This is a genomic window from Phytohabitans sp. LJ34 (assembly GCF_052068095.1).
Taxonomy (GTDB): Bacteria; Actinomycetota; Actinomycetes; order Mycobacteriales; family Micromonosporaceae; genus Phytohabitans.
The window spans coordinates 18068-30486 of sequence record NZ_JBQHDG010000022.1 but is presented as its reverse complement, the minus strand read 5'-3'; the positions used below and the strand labels follow the sequence as shown (position 1 = coordinate 30486).

Annotated in this window: 11 protein-coding genes; 5 read left to right on the top strand and 6 right to left on the bottom strand. The window is 73.5% G+C overall.

The window, feature by feature from the left end; all coding sequences use genetic code 11:
* Positions 1–186 precede the first annotated feature (186 nt).
* Genes ypfJ through ACTMTJ_RS33535 form a run of 3 tightly spaced genes read left to right on the top strand, consistent with a single transcriptional unit; the run spans position 187 to position 3590 of the window.
* Positions 187–1188 carry a KPN_02809 family neutral zinc metallopeptidase gene (gene ypfJ, locus ACTMTJ_RS33545; protein ID WP_441222671.1) on the top strand — a complete coding sequence of 334 codons (1002 nt, stop codon included), beginning with the start codon at positions 187–189 and terminating at the stop codon, positions 1186–1188.
* Positions 1189–1197: 9 nt separating this feature from the next.
* Positions 1198–1644: a (2Fe-2S)-binding protein gene (locus ACTMTJ_RS33540; protein ID WP_441222818.1), complete on the top strand. Its 447-nt coding sequence runs from the start codon at positions 1198–1200 to the stop codon at positions 1642–1644.
* On the top strand, positions 1641–3590 hold the full coding sequence (locus tag ACTMTJ_RS33535; RefSeq protein WP_441222670.1) for a molybdopterin cofactor-binding domain-containing protein: 1950 nt from the start codon (positions 1641–1643) through the stop codon (positions 3588–3590). The genes ACTMTJ_RS33540 and ACTMTJ_RS33535 overlap by 4 nt, the downstream gene beginning before the upstream one ends.
* On the opposite strand, the gene ACTMTJ_RS33530 is transcribed toward ACTMTJ_RS33535, so the two are convergent.
* Genes ACTMTJ_RS33530 through ACTMTJ_RS33505 form a run of 6 tightly spaced genes read right to left on the bottom strand, consistent with a single transcriptional unit; the run spans position 3587 to position 10143 of the window.
* Entirely contained in the window at positions 3587–4567 is a 981-nt protein-coding gene (locus ACTMTJ_RS33530) for an NAD(P)-dependent oxidoreductase (protein ID WP_441222817.1), read from the bottom strand. The two genes, ACTMTJ_RS33535 and ACTMTJ_RS33530, sit on opposite strands and share 4 nt — an antisense overlap.
* On the bottom strand, positions 4501–5598 hold the full coding sequence (locus ACTMTJ_RS33525; protein ID WP_441222669.1) for an alpha/beta hydrolase family protein: 1098 nt from the start codon (positions 5596–5598) through the stop codon (positions 4501–4503). Before ACTMTJ_RS33525 ends, ACTMTJ_RS33530 begins: the two co-directional genes overlap by 67 nt.
* The gene (locus tag ACTMTJ_RS33520) at positions 5591–6310 is read right to left on the bottom strand and encodes an ABC transporter ATP-binding protein (protein WP_441222668.1); all 720 of its coding nucleotides are present in this window, start codon (positions 6308–6310) and stop codon (positions 5591–5593) included. Before ACTMTJ_RS33520 ends, ACTMTJ_RS33525 begins: the two co-directional genes overlap by 8 nt.
* On the bottom strand, positions 6297–8051 hold the full coding sequence (locus ACTMTJ_RS33515) for a branched-chain amino acid ABC transporter ATP-binding protein/permease (RefSeq protein ID WP_441222667.1): 1755 nt from the start codon (positions 8049–8051) through the stop codon (positions 6297–6299). The genes ACTMTJ_RS33520 and ACTMTJ_RS33515 overlap by 14 nt, the downstream gene beginning before the upstream one ends.
* Positions 8048–8929: a branched-chain amino acid ABC transporter permease gene (locus ACTMTJ_RS33510; protein ID WP_441222666.1), complete on the bottom strand. Its 882-nt coding sequence runs from the start codon at positions 8927–8929 to the stop codon at positions 8048–8050. The genes ACTMTJ_RS33515 and ACTMTJ_RS33510 overlap by 4 nt, the downstream gene beginning before the upstream one ends.
* The gene (locus ACTMTJ_RS33505) at positions 8926–10143 is read right to left on the bottom strand and encodes an ABC transporter substrate-binding protein (protein WP_441222665.1); all 1218 of its coding nucleotides are present in this window, start codon (positions 10141–10143) and stop codon (positions 8926–8928) included. The genes ACTMTJ_RS33510 and ACTMTJ_RS33505 overlap by 4 nt, the downstream gene beginning before the upstream one ends.
* Before the next feature lie 187 nt (positions 10144–10330).
* Between ACTMTJ_RS33505 and ACTMTJ_RS33500 the strand changes: the two genes are divergently transcribed.
* A complete protein-coding gene (locus tag ACTMTJ_RS33500; RefSeq protein ID WP_441222664.1) occupies positions 10331–11248 on the top strand; it encodes an ABC transporter substrate-binding protein in 918 nt (305 codons plus the stop codon).
* Positions 11245–12405 carry an MFS transporter gene (locus tag ACTMTJ_RS33495; RefSeq protein WP_441222663.1) on the top strand — a complete coding sequence of 387 codons (1161 nt, stop codon included), beginning with the start codon at positions 11245–11247 and terminating at the stop codon, positions 12403–12405. The genes ACTMTJ_RS33500 and ACTMTJ_RS33495 overlap by 4 nt, the downstream gene beginning before the upstream one ends.
* Positions 12406–12419: the final 14 nt, after the last annotated feature.

Below are 12419 nucleotides of genomic sequence, written 5' to 3'. Positions count from 1 at the left end.
GCAGCCCTCTTGGGGCCCGGGGCGAGCCGCCGGGGTGGGCTTGGCGCGCGGGGCTGGCAGCGGAGGTCGGGGGATTCGGCGAGCGCCAGCTCGCCGCCGGCCGGAGCGGTCTCCGGCGGGAGCGGCGGTCCGCAGCTGACGCGAACCCGGGACATATATGGCTTTTGTACCATTAGCATGACCCGCGTGGAACTTAATGAGGACGCCAACCTCGACCCCGGCCAGGTCGAGGACATGCGCGGCCGGCGGGGCGGCGGCGGCCGGTTCCGGCTCCCGGGCGGACTGGGTGGCGGCGGCCGGGGCGGCAGCGGCGGACCCGGCATCAAGCTCCCCGCCGGCAAGGCCGGGATCGCGGTCGTCGCCGTCGTGCTGCTGTGCCTGTGCGGCTTCCTCTGCCTGGGGCAGGGCGGCCTCGGTGGGCTCGGCGGCCTCGGAAGCCTCGGCGGGCTCACCGGCACCGAGACCGACACCGCGACCAGCGCGCCGCTCGACGAGACCTGCTCGCGCCAGAACGTCAACCGCTTCGACGACCCGGCCTGCGTCAACCTGGCCTTCGTCAACTCCATCCAGGCGTACTGGCAGCGCGCGCTCCCGGAGAACTTCGGCCGGCCCTACCAGACGGCCATCACGCGATACTTCTCCGGCGCGGTGAGCACCGGCTGCGGCTCCGCCGACGCGGGCGTGGGGCCGTTCTACTGCCCGGGTGACAACCACGTCTACATCGACCTGACCTTCTACGACGAGCTGGCCAGCCGGTTCGGGGCGCCGGGGCAGTTCGCGCAGGCGTACGTGATGGCGCACGAGTACGGCCACCACGTGCAGGCGCTGCTCGGCACCGAGGCGCAGATGCGCCGCCAGCAGCAGCGCGACCCCGGCAACGCCAACCAGCTGTCGGTGACGCTGGAGCTCCAGGCCGACTGTTACGCGGGTGCCTGGGCGCGCGCCGCGACGTCGACCACCGACGCCGGCGGGCAGCCGCTCTTCACCAGCGTCACCGAGCAGGACATCCGGGAGGCGCTCACCGCCGCGGCCGCCGTCGGCGACGACACGATCCAGCGGAAGGCCGGCGGGCGGGTCGACGAGCAGGCCTTCACGCACGGCAGCGCGCAGCAGCGGCAGCAGTGGTTCGACCAGGGGTACAAGACCGGCGACCCCAAGCGGTGCGACACCTTCGGCAACGCCCTCTAGACTGGCGCAATCGATTGCTATGAGCTGACCGTCAACGGCGAGCGGCACTCCGTGGAGGCCGACCCTGATACGCCGCTGCTCGACGTGCTCCGCGGCGACCTCGGGCTCGTGGGCAGCCGCTTCGGCTGCGGCATGGGCCTGTGCGGCGCCTGCTTCGTGCTCCTCGACGGCCACCCGGCGCCGGCCTGCGATACTCCACTGTGGTCGGTGGTCGGCAAGGCGGTGACCACAGTGGAGGGCCTGCGCGGGCACCCGCTGGTGGACGCGTTCCTGGCCGAGCAGGCCGCACAATGTGGATACTGCGTCTCCGGCGTCCTGGTGAGCGCCGCCGCTCTGCTGGCCCGCGAGCCGCACCCCGACGAGGCGGCGGTCAAGGGCGCGCTCGACCGCCACCTGTGCCGCTGCGGCGCGCACGGGCGGATGGTCCGCGCGGTGCTCCGGGCGGCCGGCCCATGACCCTCCCCCGGTCGCTCGCCGCGAATCCCCGGCTCTCCGGCTGGGTACGCCTCGCGCCGGACGGCTGCTTCGAGATCCGGGTCGGGAAGGTCGAGCTGGGGCAGGGCATCCTCACCGCGCTCGCCCAGATCGCCGCCGACGAGCTCGACGTGCCGCTCGACCGGGTCCGGATGGTCCCCGCCGGCACTGCCGAAGGCCCGGACGAAGGGATCACCGCGGGCAGCCTCTCCGTCGCCGACTCCGGCGCCGCGCTCCGGCAGGCCTGTGCGGAGGTACGCGCGCTGCGTGCCGCCGGAGCGACCACCTGGGACCGGGACGCGGACGGCTCGGCCCGTCCCAAGAGCGCGGCCGACCTGCGCGTGGTGGGCACCAGCGTGCCCCGGCTCGACCTGCCCGACAAGGTGGCCGGCCGCCCCCGGTACGTGCACGACCTGCGCCTGCCCGGCCTGCTCTACGGCCGCGTGGTCCGCCCACCGTCGCGCGGCGCGCGGCTGGTGTCGGTAGGACCGGGCGTGGACGCGGTGGTCGACGGCAGCTTCCTCGGCGTGGTGGCGGCCACCGAGACCGAGGCCGACCGGGCTGCTTCTACGCTCGCGCAGGCGGCGGTCTGGGACGAGGCGGACACGCTCCCCGACGAGGACGCGCTGCCGTCATTCCTGCGTGCGGGTCCACTGGAGACGTCCACCGTGGTGGCCGGCGCCGCGGTCTCCGGGGGCTTTCGCGCCTCCTACAGCCGGCCCTTCCTCGCCCACGCCTCGATCGCGCCGAGCTGCGCCGTCGCTCAGTGGGACGGCGAGAGGGTCCGGGTGTGGAGCCACACGCAGGGCCCGCATCCGCTGCGCCGGGCGATTGCCCAGGCCCTCGGCCTGCCGCCGTCGCGGGTCGAGGTGTCGCACGTGGAGGGCGCCGGGGCGTACGGGCACAACGGCGCCGACGACGCCGCCTTCGACGCCGTGCTGCTCGCCCGCACCGTGCCCGGCCGGCCGGTGCTGGTGCGGTGGAGCCGGCGGGACGAGCTGACCTGGGCGCCGTTCGGCTCGGCGATGGTCGCCGACGTCGCCGCCACAGTGGACGGTGACGGGATGGTGACGGCCTGGTCGTACGACGTGTGGAGCCAGGGGCACGTGTCCCGTCCCGGATACGCCGGCAGCCCCGGCCTGCTCGCTGCCGCACACCTGGAAGAGCCGCACCCGCTACCGCCGCCCGCCGACCCGCCGCTGGAGCGGGGCGCTGGCATCGCCCGCAACGCCGTCCCCGTCTACGCGTTTCCGGAGCGGTCGATCCGCGCGCACCGGGCCCTGCGCGCGCCGCTGCGGTCGTCGTCGCTGCGCTCGCTCGGCGCGTTCCTCAACGTGTTCGCCATCGAGTCCTTCATGGACGAGCTCGCCCTGGCGGCCGGCCGCGACCCGCTCGCACACCGCCTCGCCCACCTGACCGACCCGCGTGCCCGCGCGGTGCTGCTGGCCGCCGCCGAGCTGGGCGGTTGGGGCGGCGACAACCGGGGCATCGGGCTGGCCCGCTACAAGGAGCGCGGCGCCTACTGCGCGGTGGTCGCCGAGGTTGAGGCGGAGCAGGACATCCGGGTGCGCCGCCTCGCCATCGCCGTCGACGTGGGCCGGGTGGTCAACCCGGACGGCGTGCGCAACCAGATCGAGGGCGGCGCGGTGCAGGCGGCGAGCTGGACGCTCAAGGAGCGGGTGCGCTTCGACCGCCGCCGGGTGACGAGCGTCGACTGGGAGAGCTATCCGATCCTCCGCTTCAGCGAGGTGCCGCGCGTCGACGTGGCTCTGCTCGACCGCCCCGACGAGCCGAGCGTCGGCGCCGGCGAGGCCGCACAGGGCCCCACGGCGGCGGCGATCGGCAACGCGCTGGCGGCCGCGCTCGGCGTGCGGGTCCGCGACCTCCCGCTGACCCGCGAGCGCGTCGTCGCCGCCATCGACGCCTAGCCCAGGCCGTCGTCGACGTCGGCGGCCTCGGGTTTGAGGTCGAGGCCGGCCGCCGCGGCCTGCTGCTCCATGAGGACGGCGAAGTCGTCGCCGCCGTGGCCGCCGCTGATCACGGCTTGGATGATCTGCTGGGTCAGGGCGGCCACCGGCATCGGCACGCCCAGGTCCCGCGCGGCGGCCAGGCCGAGGTCGAAGTCCTTGCGCAGCAGCACCGGCGTGAACGTGGGCGTGTAGTCGAGCTTCACCAGCGCCGGCGTCTTGTACCGGGTGAACATCGAGCCCATCACGCTGTTGTTGAGGAAGTCGAGGAACGCGGCCCGGGAAACGCCGCCCTTCTCGGCCAGCACCGTGATCTCGGCGAGCGACTGGATGACGACGCCGAGCAGCAGGTTGTGGCAGAGCTTGACCAGCCGCGCGGTCTCGCCCTCGCCGACGTACGTGGTGGCCCGCCCCAGCACGGCCAGCAGCGGCTCGACCCGGTGGTAGACCGCCTCGGGTCCGGAGGCGACGATGCTGAGCCGGCCGGCGGCGACCACCTTGCCGTTGCCGCTCACCGGCGCGGCGAGGAAGTCGACGCCACGCTCGGCCGCCGCGGCCCGCATCGCGGCGGACGCCTCCGCGCTCACCGTCGAGCAGTCGACCACAGTGGATGGTGCCGCGTCGGTGCGGGCGAACAGATCGGTGAGTACCGCCTCCAGGTCGGTCGAGGTGGAGACCATCGTGAAGACGACGTCGCGGTCGGCCAGGTCGGTGACCCGCTCGGCGGCGCGGATCCCGTCGCTGGCAAGGGCTTCGGACTTGGCGCGGGTGCGGTTCCAAACGGTCACGTCGAAGCCGGCGCGGGCCAGCCGGCGGGCCATCGCGGACCCCATCCGCCCGGCGCCGATCCAGCCGACGGTCAAGTGGTGCGTCATAGCGGAGCGTTCCCCCTCAGTGCGGTCTTCCTCTGCACGGCCCTCAGCTGGGTGGCGACCCAGTCGGCGGTGCGCTGGCGGTGCTGGGCGGCCACGTTCATGCAGCCGTGGTTGCCCTCGGCGAGCAGCAGCAACGTGACCGGCCCGCCCGTCTCGTTGGCCAGCCGTTCGGCGTGCCACCACGGGATGAGCCGGTCGAGCTTGCCGGTCACCACCAGCATCGGGCAGCGGATGGCAGGCGCGTGCCCGGCGAGGCTCAGCGTGTGCGCGACCGCCCGGGCGGCACGCTCGTCGGAGGAGCGCGAGCGCACCCGGAACGCCTCGCGGGTCAGCGCCGGCAGGCCGTCCCAGCAGGCGCCGAAGTCGTACGGGCCGGCGAGCGCGACGCAGGCCCGCACCCGGCCGTCGGCGCTGGCGACGCGGGGCGCGTAGTAGCCGCCGAGGCTCACGCCCCACACGCCGATCCGGTCCGGATCGACCCGCTCCTGTGTGGACACCGCGTCGAGGATCGCCGCGCCCGGGGCCGCCCAGTCGCCCTGGATCGGCAGGTCGTACTCCGCCTCGCCCTGCCCCGGTCCGTCGACGCTGAACGTGCCGACACCACGCTCCAGAAACAGCGCCTCCGTCGACCGGAACTCCTCCTTGGCCGAGTCGAGCCCGGGTACCAGGACGACCACCGGATGCGGGCCCGGCCCGGCCGGAAGGCGGAGCACGCCGACCAGCCGCGCCCCGCCGTACGGGATCTCGACCCGCCGCCCGGGTGGGTCGAGGTGTGGCAGGGCGTTGTCGAGGCAGCGCACGGCCGCCATGTGCGCCGCCCGCATCTGTGCCGGGTCCTGCACGAAGAGGAACTTGGCGAAGTGGTAGTAGGTGGCCGCCTGCGCGTAGTGCTGCGCCGCCGAGCGGTGCCGTTCCTGTGCGGTCGCCTCCAGCCCGAGGCCCTCGTGCTCGGCGGCCACCCGGGACCAGGCCGCGCACCAGTCCGTCCAGCGCCTGACCAGCTGGGTCACCCGCTCGAAGTCGGCGACCGCCACGCCGTTGGTGGTGAAGCGCGGCGCCCAGTTGGCGATGGCCGAGGCGACGAGGTCATCCATTGGGTACTCCCCCGAGGTAGAGGGTGGCTATCTCGGGATGGCGCAGGATCTCCGCGGCGGTGCCGGCCAGCCTGACCCGGCCGCCCTCCATCACCACGCCCCGCGTCGCCATGCCCAGCCCGAGCCGCACGTTCTGCTCGACGAGCAACACGGTGGTGCCGCCGTCGTGCAGCCGCCGGACGAGCCCCGCCACCGCGGCGAGGGACTTCGGGTCGAGCCCGAGCGACGGCTCGTCGAGCAGGATCAGCGCCGGGTCGAGCATCAGGCACCGGCCAATCTCGACCATGCGGCGCTGGCCGCCGGACAGGTTGCCGGCCGGGTCGGCCCGGCGCTCGGCCACCAGCGGCACGAGCTCCTCCACGGCCGCGTACCGCTTGCGCAGCAGAGCCCGGTCGCGGCGGATGAGGAAGCCGCCCATCAGCACGTTCTCCCGCACGCTCATCGTCGGGAAGAGCGCCTGCGACTGCGGCACCTGGGTCACGCCGAGGCGGAGGATCTCGTCGGCCGGCCGGCCACCGATCGGGCGGCCGGCCAGCGTCACGGTGCCGGCGCGCGGCCGGATCAGGCCGCTCACCACGCGCAGGACGGTGGACTTGCCGGCGCCGTTCGGGCCGACGACGCACGTGATCGAGCCGGCCGCGCACTCCAGGTCGACGCCCTGGAGCACGTCGCCCGCGCCGTACCCGGCGACGACACCGTCAAGTGAGAGCATCGGCGATCGCCTCCTCCCCCAGGTACGCGTCGAGCACCGCCGGGTCGGCGCGGATCGCGGCCGGCGGTCCTTCGGCGATCGGCCGGCCGCGGGAGAACACCACCACCGGGTCGCAGAGGCCGAGCACCATCGGGATGTTGTGCTCGACGACGAGGAACGTCACGCCCTGCTCGTTGAGCCCGCGGACGATGTCGCAGATCCGCCCGACCAGGCTCGGGTTGACGCCGCCGGCCGGCTCGTCGAGGAGCACGAGCTTGGGCTCCATCATCAGCACCTGGGCGAGCTCGACGAGCTTCTGCTGCCCGTACGAGAGGGAGCCGGCCGGCTGGTCGGCGAGGCGCGCCAGGCCGACGAAGCCGAGCAGCTCGCGGGCCCGGTCGGCCTCGTGCCCGCGCACCGCGCCGGCCAGCATCGTGCGCCAGCGGGCGTCCGGCAGTGGCGCGACGACGTTCTGTAGCACGGTCATGCTCTTGAAGAGGCGGGTGACCTGGAACGTGCGGCCCAGCCCCAGGTGTCCGCGGGTCCACGGCGGCAGCCGGTCGATCCGCCGCCCGTCGAACCAGATCTCCCCGCCGTCCGCCCGCATGGCGCCGGTGACGAGGTTGAAGAGTGTGGTCTTGCCGGAGCCGTTGGGCCCGATGAGCGCGGTGATGGTGCCGCGCTGGACGGTGAGGTCGGCACCGTCGACGGCGACCAGCCCGCCGAAGCGCTTGGCGGCGCCACGCACTTCGAGGATGGGGCCGTCGCCATCCACGCGGGTTATCGCCGGCGTCGAGATCTGGGCCAGGGCTCCCGCTTGGTCGACGTACTCCACGGTGGACTTCCGGCGCACGCGGGCGGCGACCGCCGGCAGCAGGCCCGCCGGCAGGAAGAGCACGACGAGCACCAGCGCCACGCCGAAGAGCAGCACCCGGCTCTGCGACCCTCCACCGTAGACGGTGGCGACCTCGCTCGCGATCTGCACCAGGAACGCGCCGATCACCGGCCCCCAGAGCGTGCCCCGACCGCCGACGAGCGCGGCGAGCACGATCGTGACGCTGCCGAGGATGCCGAATGCGCCGACCGGGTTGAGGAACGTCAGGAAGTAGGCGTAGCCCGTGCCGGCCATGCCGACGAAGAACGTGCTGCAACAGAACGCCACGATCTTGTACCGCGTCGTGTCCACCCCGATCGCGGCGGCCTTGCCCTCGTCCTCCCGGATCGCCACCAGCCCGGTGCCGAACTTCGTGCGCCGGATCGCCCAGCTGAACCCGATCGTCGCGAACATCAGGAGCAGGAAGAAGTAGTAGAAGGGCACGTTCTGGAAGTCGCGGGACCAGAACGGCAGCTCCAGCGTGATGCCGTTGGAGCCGTTGGTCAGCGACGACCAGTTGGTGGCGACCACCTGCATGGCGAGCAGCAGCGCGATCGTGATGATGACGAACGCGTGGCCGCGCGCCCGCAGCACCACCGCGCCCAGCACGAGCGCGCCGAGCACGGCCACCAGCCCGCCCAACGGCGCGGCGAGAAACGGGTTGAGTCCGGTGTGGACGCCGACGATGCCGGCCGTGTACGAGCCCAGCCCGAGAAACGCGCTGTGCCCGAGCGAAACGTAGCCGGCGTACCCGGAGATGATGTTCCAGCTGACCGCCTGCACGGCGAGCAGGAAGGCGAGCAGCAGCACGGTCTGCTGGTACGTGTCGAACGGCCGGATGACCGGGTACAGCACCAGCGCCGCCAGCGGGACGGCCGCCCACTTCACGAGGCTACGTCCTCGCGCAGGCGGGCGCCGAAGAGGCCCTGCTTGCGGACGAGCAGCACGGCGAGGATCACCACGTAGAAGACCAATGTGGACCAGCGCAGCGAGCCGTACGTGGCGGTGAGCGTCTCGGCCAGCCCGAGCACGAGCGCGCCGACCAGCGCGCCGGGCAGGCTCCCCAGGCCGCCCAGCACGATGATGCCGAGCAGCCGGGAGATCCAGTCGTAGTGCGAGGCCGGGAAGAACGGGTACAGCACCGACATGATGGAGCCGCCGACGCCGGTGGTCGCCGTGCCGATCGCGAAGGCCAGCGACGCCGTCGCCGTGGCACCGACGCCGACGAGCGCGGCGCCGTCGGGGTTTTGCGCGGTGGCCCGGATCGCGCGGCCGGTCCAGGTGCGGGTGAGCACCACGTAGAGCAGTGCGAGCACGGCGACGGCGGCGAGAAAGCCGTAGAGCTGTGGCTTGGGCAGCGAGACCCCGCCGATCCGGTACGACTCCTCGAAGTAGCCGGGGGTGGCCGAGCGGAACTTGTTGCCCGCGGTCACGTTGAGCACACCTTCGACGGTCAGCGCCAGGCCGAACGTGAGCAGCACCGACATCGACGCCGACGCGCCCCGGATGCGCACGACGAGTCCTCTGTAGAGCGCCCAGCCGAGGCCGAACATCAACGGGGTCGTGACCACCGAGGCGACGATCGGGTCGATGCCGGTGTGCCGCCACATCCACCAGGTGAGCATCGCGACGAGCACGAGCAGCGCGCCGTGCGCGACGTTGACGACGTGCATCACCCCGAAGATGAGCGTGAGTCCGGAGGCGAGCAGCGCGTACACGCCGCCGATCAGCACGCCGAGCGCCAGGGCTTGCGCCAGCTCCGTCATTTCCAGGCCGGCTTCGGGTGGATCACCGTCGTGGTGGTCGCCCGGTCGGCCGGCGCCACGATCTCCACCTTGCCGCCCTGCCACTGCGCGAGCAGGAACCGGCTCTGCGGCGCGCCGGTCGCGTCCCAGCTGAGCTTGCCGAGGATCGTCTCGACGGAGTTGGCGTGCAGCCAGTCGGCGAGCGCCTTCTGGTCGATCCTGCCGACCGCCACGACCGCCGCCTGGAGCACCTGCGCCGCCGCGAACGCGTCCGCCGCGTCCTCGGCCGGCGTCTCACCGTTGTACGCCTTGCCGTACGCGGCCACAAAGTCCTCGTTCAACGGTGTCTTGGCCTTCTCGTTCCAGCTGACCGTGTAGAAGACGCCCTCGGTGTTGGCCGCGCCGACGCCGTCGCTGTACTGCCCGGCGTTGCTCGGCGCGGAGGTCTGGAAGAGCACCTTGGGCGAGAAGCCGAGCTGCTTGAGCGAGCGGACCAGCCCGACGCCGTCTTCGAACACGGCGCCCTGCGCCACGAGGTCGGGCTTGCGGGCCGCGAGCGCGCTGGCGACGGTCTGGAAGTTGGTCGTCTCCGGCGGGTACACGGTGGAGTAGACGGTGCGCACGCCGAGCGCCTCGAGGCCGGCCTGGAGCGTCTCGATGACCGGTCGGGTGAAGGGGTCGTCCTGCGTGGGGTAGGCGGCGGTCTTCGGCCGCTGGTCGGCGGGGAGCGACTTGACCCAGTCGAGCATCACGTCCGCCTGCTTGGGCGCGGTCGCGGGCTGGGCGTAGATCAGGTACTGGAAGCCGCGCTCGAACATCCGCGGCGCGCCGCCGGCCGGCTCGACGTAGAGCATGCCGTTCTTTTCCGCGACGGCCGAGGCGGGGTAGTTGAGCAGCGACGAGAACGTGCCCAACAGCAGATCGACCTTGTCCTGCGTGATCAGCCGGGTGTAGTCGGCGACCACCGTGTCCTGGTTGCTGGCGTCGTCAGTGATCTTGAGCTCGACCTGCCGGCCGAGCAGGCCACCCTTGGCGTTGACCATGTTGACCCAGACCTCGTACCCCCGCTTGGCCTGGGTGCCCGGCTGGGAGAAGTCGCCGGTCAGCGGCAGCGAGATGCCGATCCGGATCGGCTTGTCCGAGTCGGCGGAGGAGGCGCTGGGCCGCTCTCCGCAGCCGGCGACGGCGAGCGCGGCGGTCGTGACGAGTGCGAGGCGAGACAGCAGGCCAGCCATGGGCCCTCCTTGGTCCGACTAGTCCACCCCACGAAACGCTCCGCTGCGCTCCACGTTTGCGCGGGGAACTTCGGATGACCGCAATCGATTGCGACTCTCGCATCATGTGAGCCACGCCACTACGTGTCAATAGCGCTGAAGATATTGGCGCGCCGTCGATGCAATCGGTTGCGGTAGGGTGTCGCTCGTGAGGGTCACGCTGCGCTTGGGGGTGTTCAGCCCCTCGGTGCTGCTCGGCGTGGCCGCCGCCACCGGCGCGCTCGACCGGGCCGGCCTCGCCGTCGAGGAGGTGCCGGCCACCTCCTCGACCCAGCAGTTCGCCGCGCTGCTCTCCGGCGAGCTCGACGCGGCGCTGACCAGCCCGGACAATATCTTCGCCCACCCGCACTCGGGCGTGCGCATCCTGGCCGCTGTCGACCGCGGGCTGGGGCTGTCGCTGTTCGCGCGGCCCGGCATCCGCTCCAGCGGCACCGACCCGGGCGCCGGCCTGCGCGGCGGGGTCCTCGCCGTCGACGTGCCGCGCTCCGGCTTCGCCTTCGTGGCCTACGCGCTGCTCGCCCGCCTCGGCCTGCACGCCGGGCTCGACTACGAGGTGCGGCCGATCGGCCCCACACCGCGCCGGGCCGCCGCCCTGGCCGCCGGCGAGTGCACGATGAGCGTGCTCAACGCCGGCAGCGACCTGCGCGCCGAGACCGCCGGCTGCGCCCGGATCGGCCGCGCCTCCGCCCTCGGGCCGTACGTCGGCGCCGTGCTCGCCGCGCCGGCCTCCACTGTGGAGGCCAGCGGACCTTCGCTGCGGGCGCTCACGTCGGTCCTGCTCTCCACCGCCCGCGCGCTCGTCGCCGGCCGGCTGGCCCGCCCCGCCGCGGAGGTCACCGCCGCCCGCCTCGGCCTCGACCCGGACGGCGTGGCCCGATACCTGCGCACGCTCACCGACCCGCGCGAGGGCCTGGTGCCCACCGGCCGCCTCGACAGCCGGGCGCTGGAGACGATCTGCTGGCTGCGCAGCAGCCACGGCGCCGGTGGTCCGGAGCTCGACGCGCTGCTCGCACCCGACTCCGGCCTCGTCGACGAGCGATTCCTCAGTGGACTGTCACCGGCATGAAGCGGCACAACCGGCTGATGCGGTTCACCGCGCTCGCCAGCACGCTCGACAGGTTCGCGATGCCGCCGATGCTGCTGGCCATCTCGCGCGACCTCGACATCCCGGTGGCCGGGGTGGCCAGCGCGGCCGGCGCCTACTTCCTCGCGTACGGCCTCATGCAGCCGGTCTGGGGCCTCGTCAGCAGCCGCATCGGCGTGGTCCGGTCGCTGCGGCTGGCGGTGCTCCTGGCGGCGCTCGCCACCGCCGGCACCGGGCTGGCCACCGACGCCGCGTCACTCGCCGCCTTCCGCCTCGTCGCGGGCGGCGGCTTCAGCGCGGCCGTGCCCGCCGCCCTCTTCTACGCCGGCGCCACCGCGGCGCCGGGCCGGCGGCACCGCGACATCACGGCGCTGATGGCCGGCGTCGCCCTCGGCACGGCCGGAGCGACCGCCGGCGCGGGGGTGCTGGCCGCCACGGCCGGCTGGCGGTCCGCGTTCCTCGTCACCGGCGCGATCGCGGTGGTCGCCTGCCTGGTGCTGGGCCGGGTGCCCGAGCTGCCGGCCCCGCCCGCGGCCGCCGACGGCCTCTTCGCCCCGTTTCGCGCCGTCCTGCGCTCCGGGCCCGCCCGCACGCTCCTCCTCCTGGCCATTGTGGAGGGTGGCATCCTGATGGGCGCGCTGACGTTCCTGCCCGCGGCCGTAAGCGCGACCGGCAGCGGCGCCGCGGTCGCCGGCGGTGTCACCGCGGCGTACGGCGTGGCGGTGCTCGTCTGCGCCCCGATCGTCGGCCGCCTACAGCACCGCGTGCCGGCCGCGGCCCTCATCGCCGCGGGCGCCACGCTGGCCGCGATCGGCTGCGCGCTGGCCGCCGTCACCGCGGCCCCGGCCGCCGCGGCGGTCGTCTGCCTGCTGATCGGCGCGGCCTGGGCCTCGATGCACTCCACCTTCCAGGCCTGGGCCACCGAGGTAGCGCCGGAGGCCGGGCTGGCCTCGGTGTCGCTCTTCGCGTGCGCCCTCTTCACCGGCAGCGCGCTCGGCGCGGTGGCCGGCGGCCCTCCGGTCGAGGCCGGCCGGTTCGGCCTCGTCTACGGGGTGGCCGCGGCTCTCCTGGTGCCCCTCGGGGTGTTGGCGACGGCCGCACGGGCCCGGTGGCGCTCGCCCGCGGTGGTTTCGCCATGACCGGCTCGTACCAT

Bases quoted from the DNA above. Each gene is read 5' to 3' on its own strand.
- ACTMTJ_RS33495 (WP_441222663.1), top strand. From the start codon at position 11,245: ATGAAGCGGCACAACCGGCTGATGCGGTTCACCGCGCTCGCCAGCACG.
- ACTMTJ_RS33525 (WP_441222669.1), bottom strand. From the start codon at position 5,598: ATGGATGACCTCGTCGCCTCGGCCATCGCCAACTGGGCGCCGCGCTTC.
- ACTMTJ_RS33510 (WP_441222666.1), bottom strand. From the start codon at position 8,929: ATGACGGAGCTGGCGCAAGCCCTGGCGCTCGGCGTGCTGATCGGCGGC.
- ACTMTJ_RS33505 (WP_441222665.1), bottom strand. From the start codon at position 10,143: ATGGCTGGCCTGCTGTCTCGCCTCGCACTCGTCACGACCGCCGCGCTC.
- ACTMTJ_RS33520 (WP_441222668.1), bottom strand. From the start codon at position 6,310: ATGCTCTCACTTGACGGTGTCGTCGCCGGGTACGGCGCGGGCGACGTG.
- ACTMTJ_RS33535 (WP_441222670.1), top strand. From the start codon at position 1,641: ATGACCCTCCCCCGGTCGCTCGCCGCGAATCCCCGGCTCTCCGGCTGG.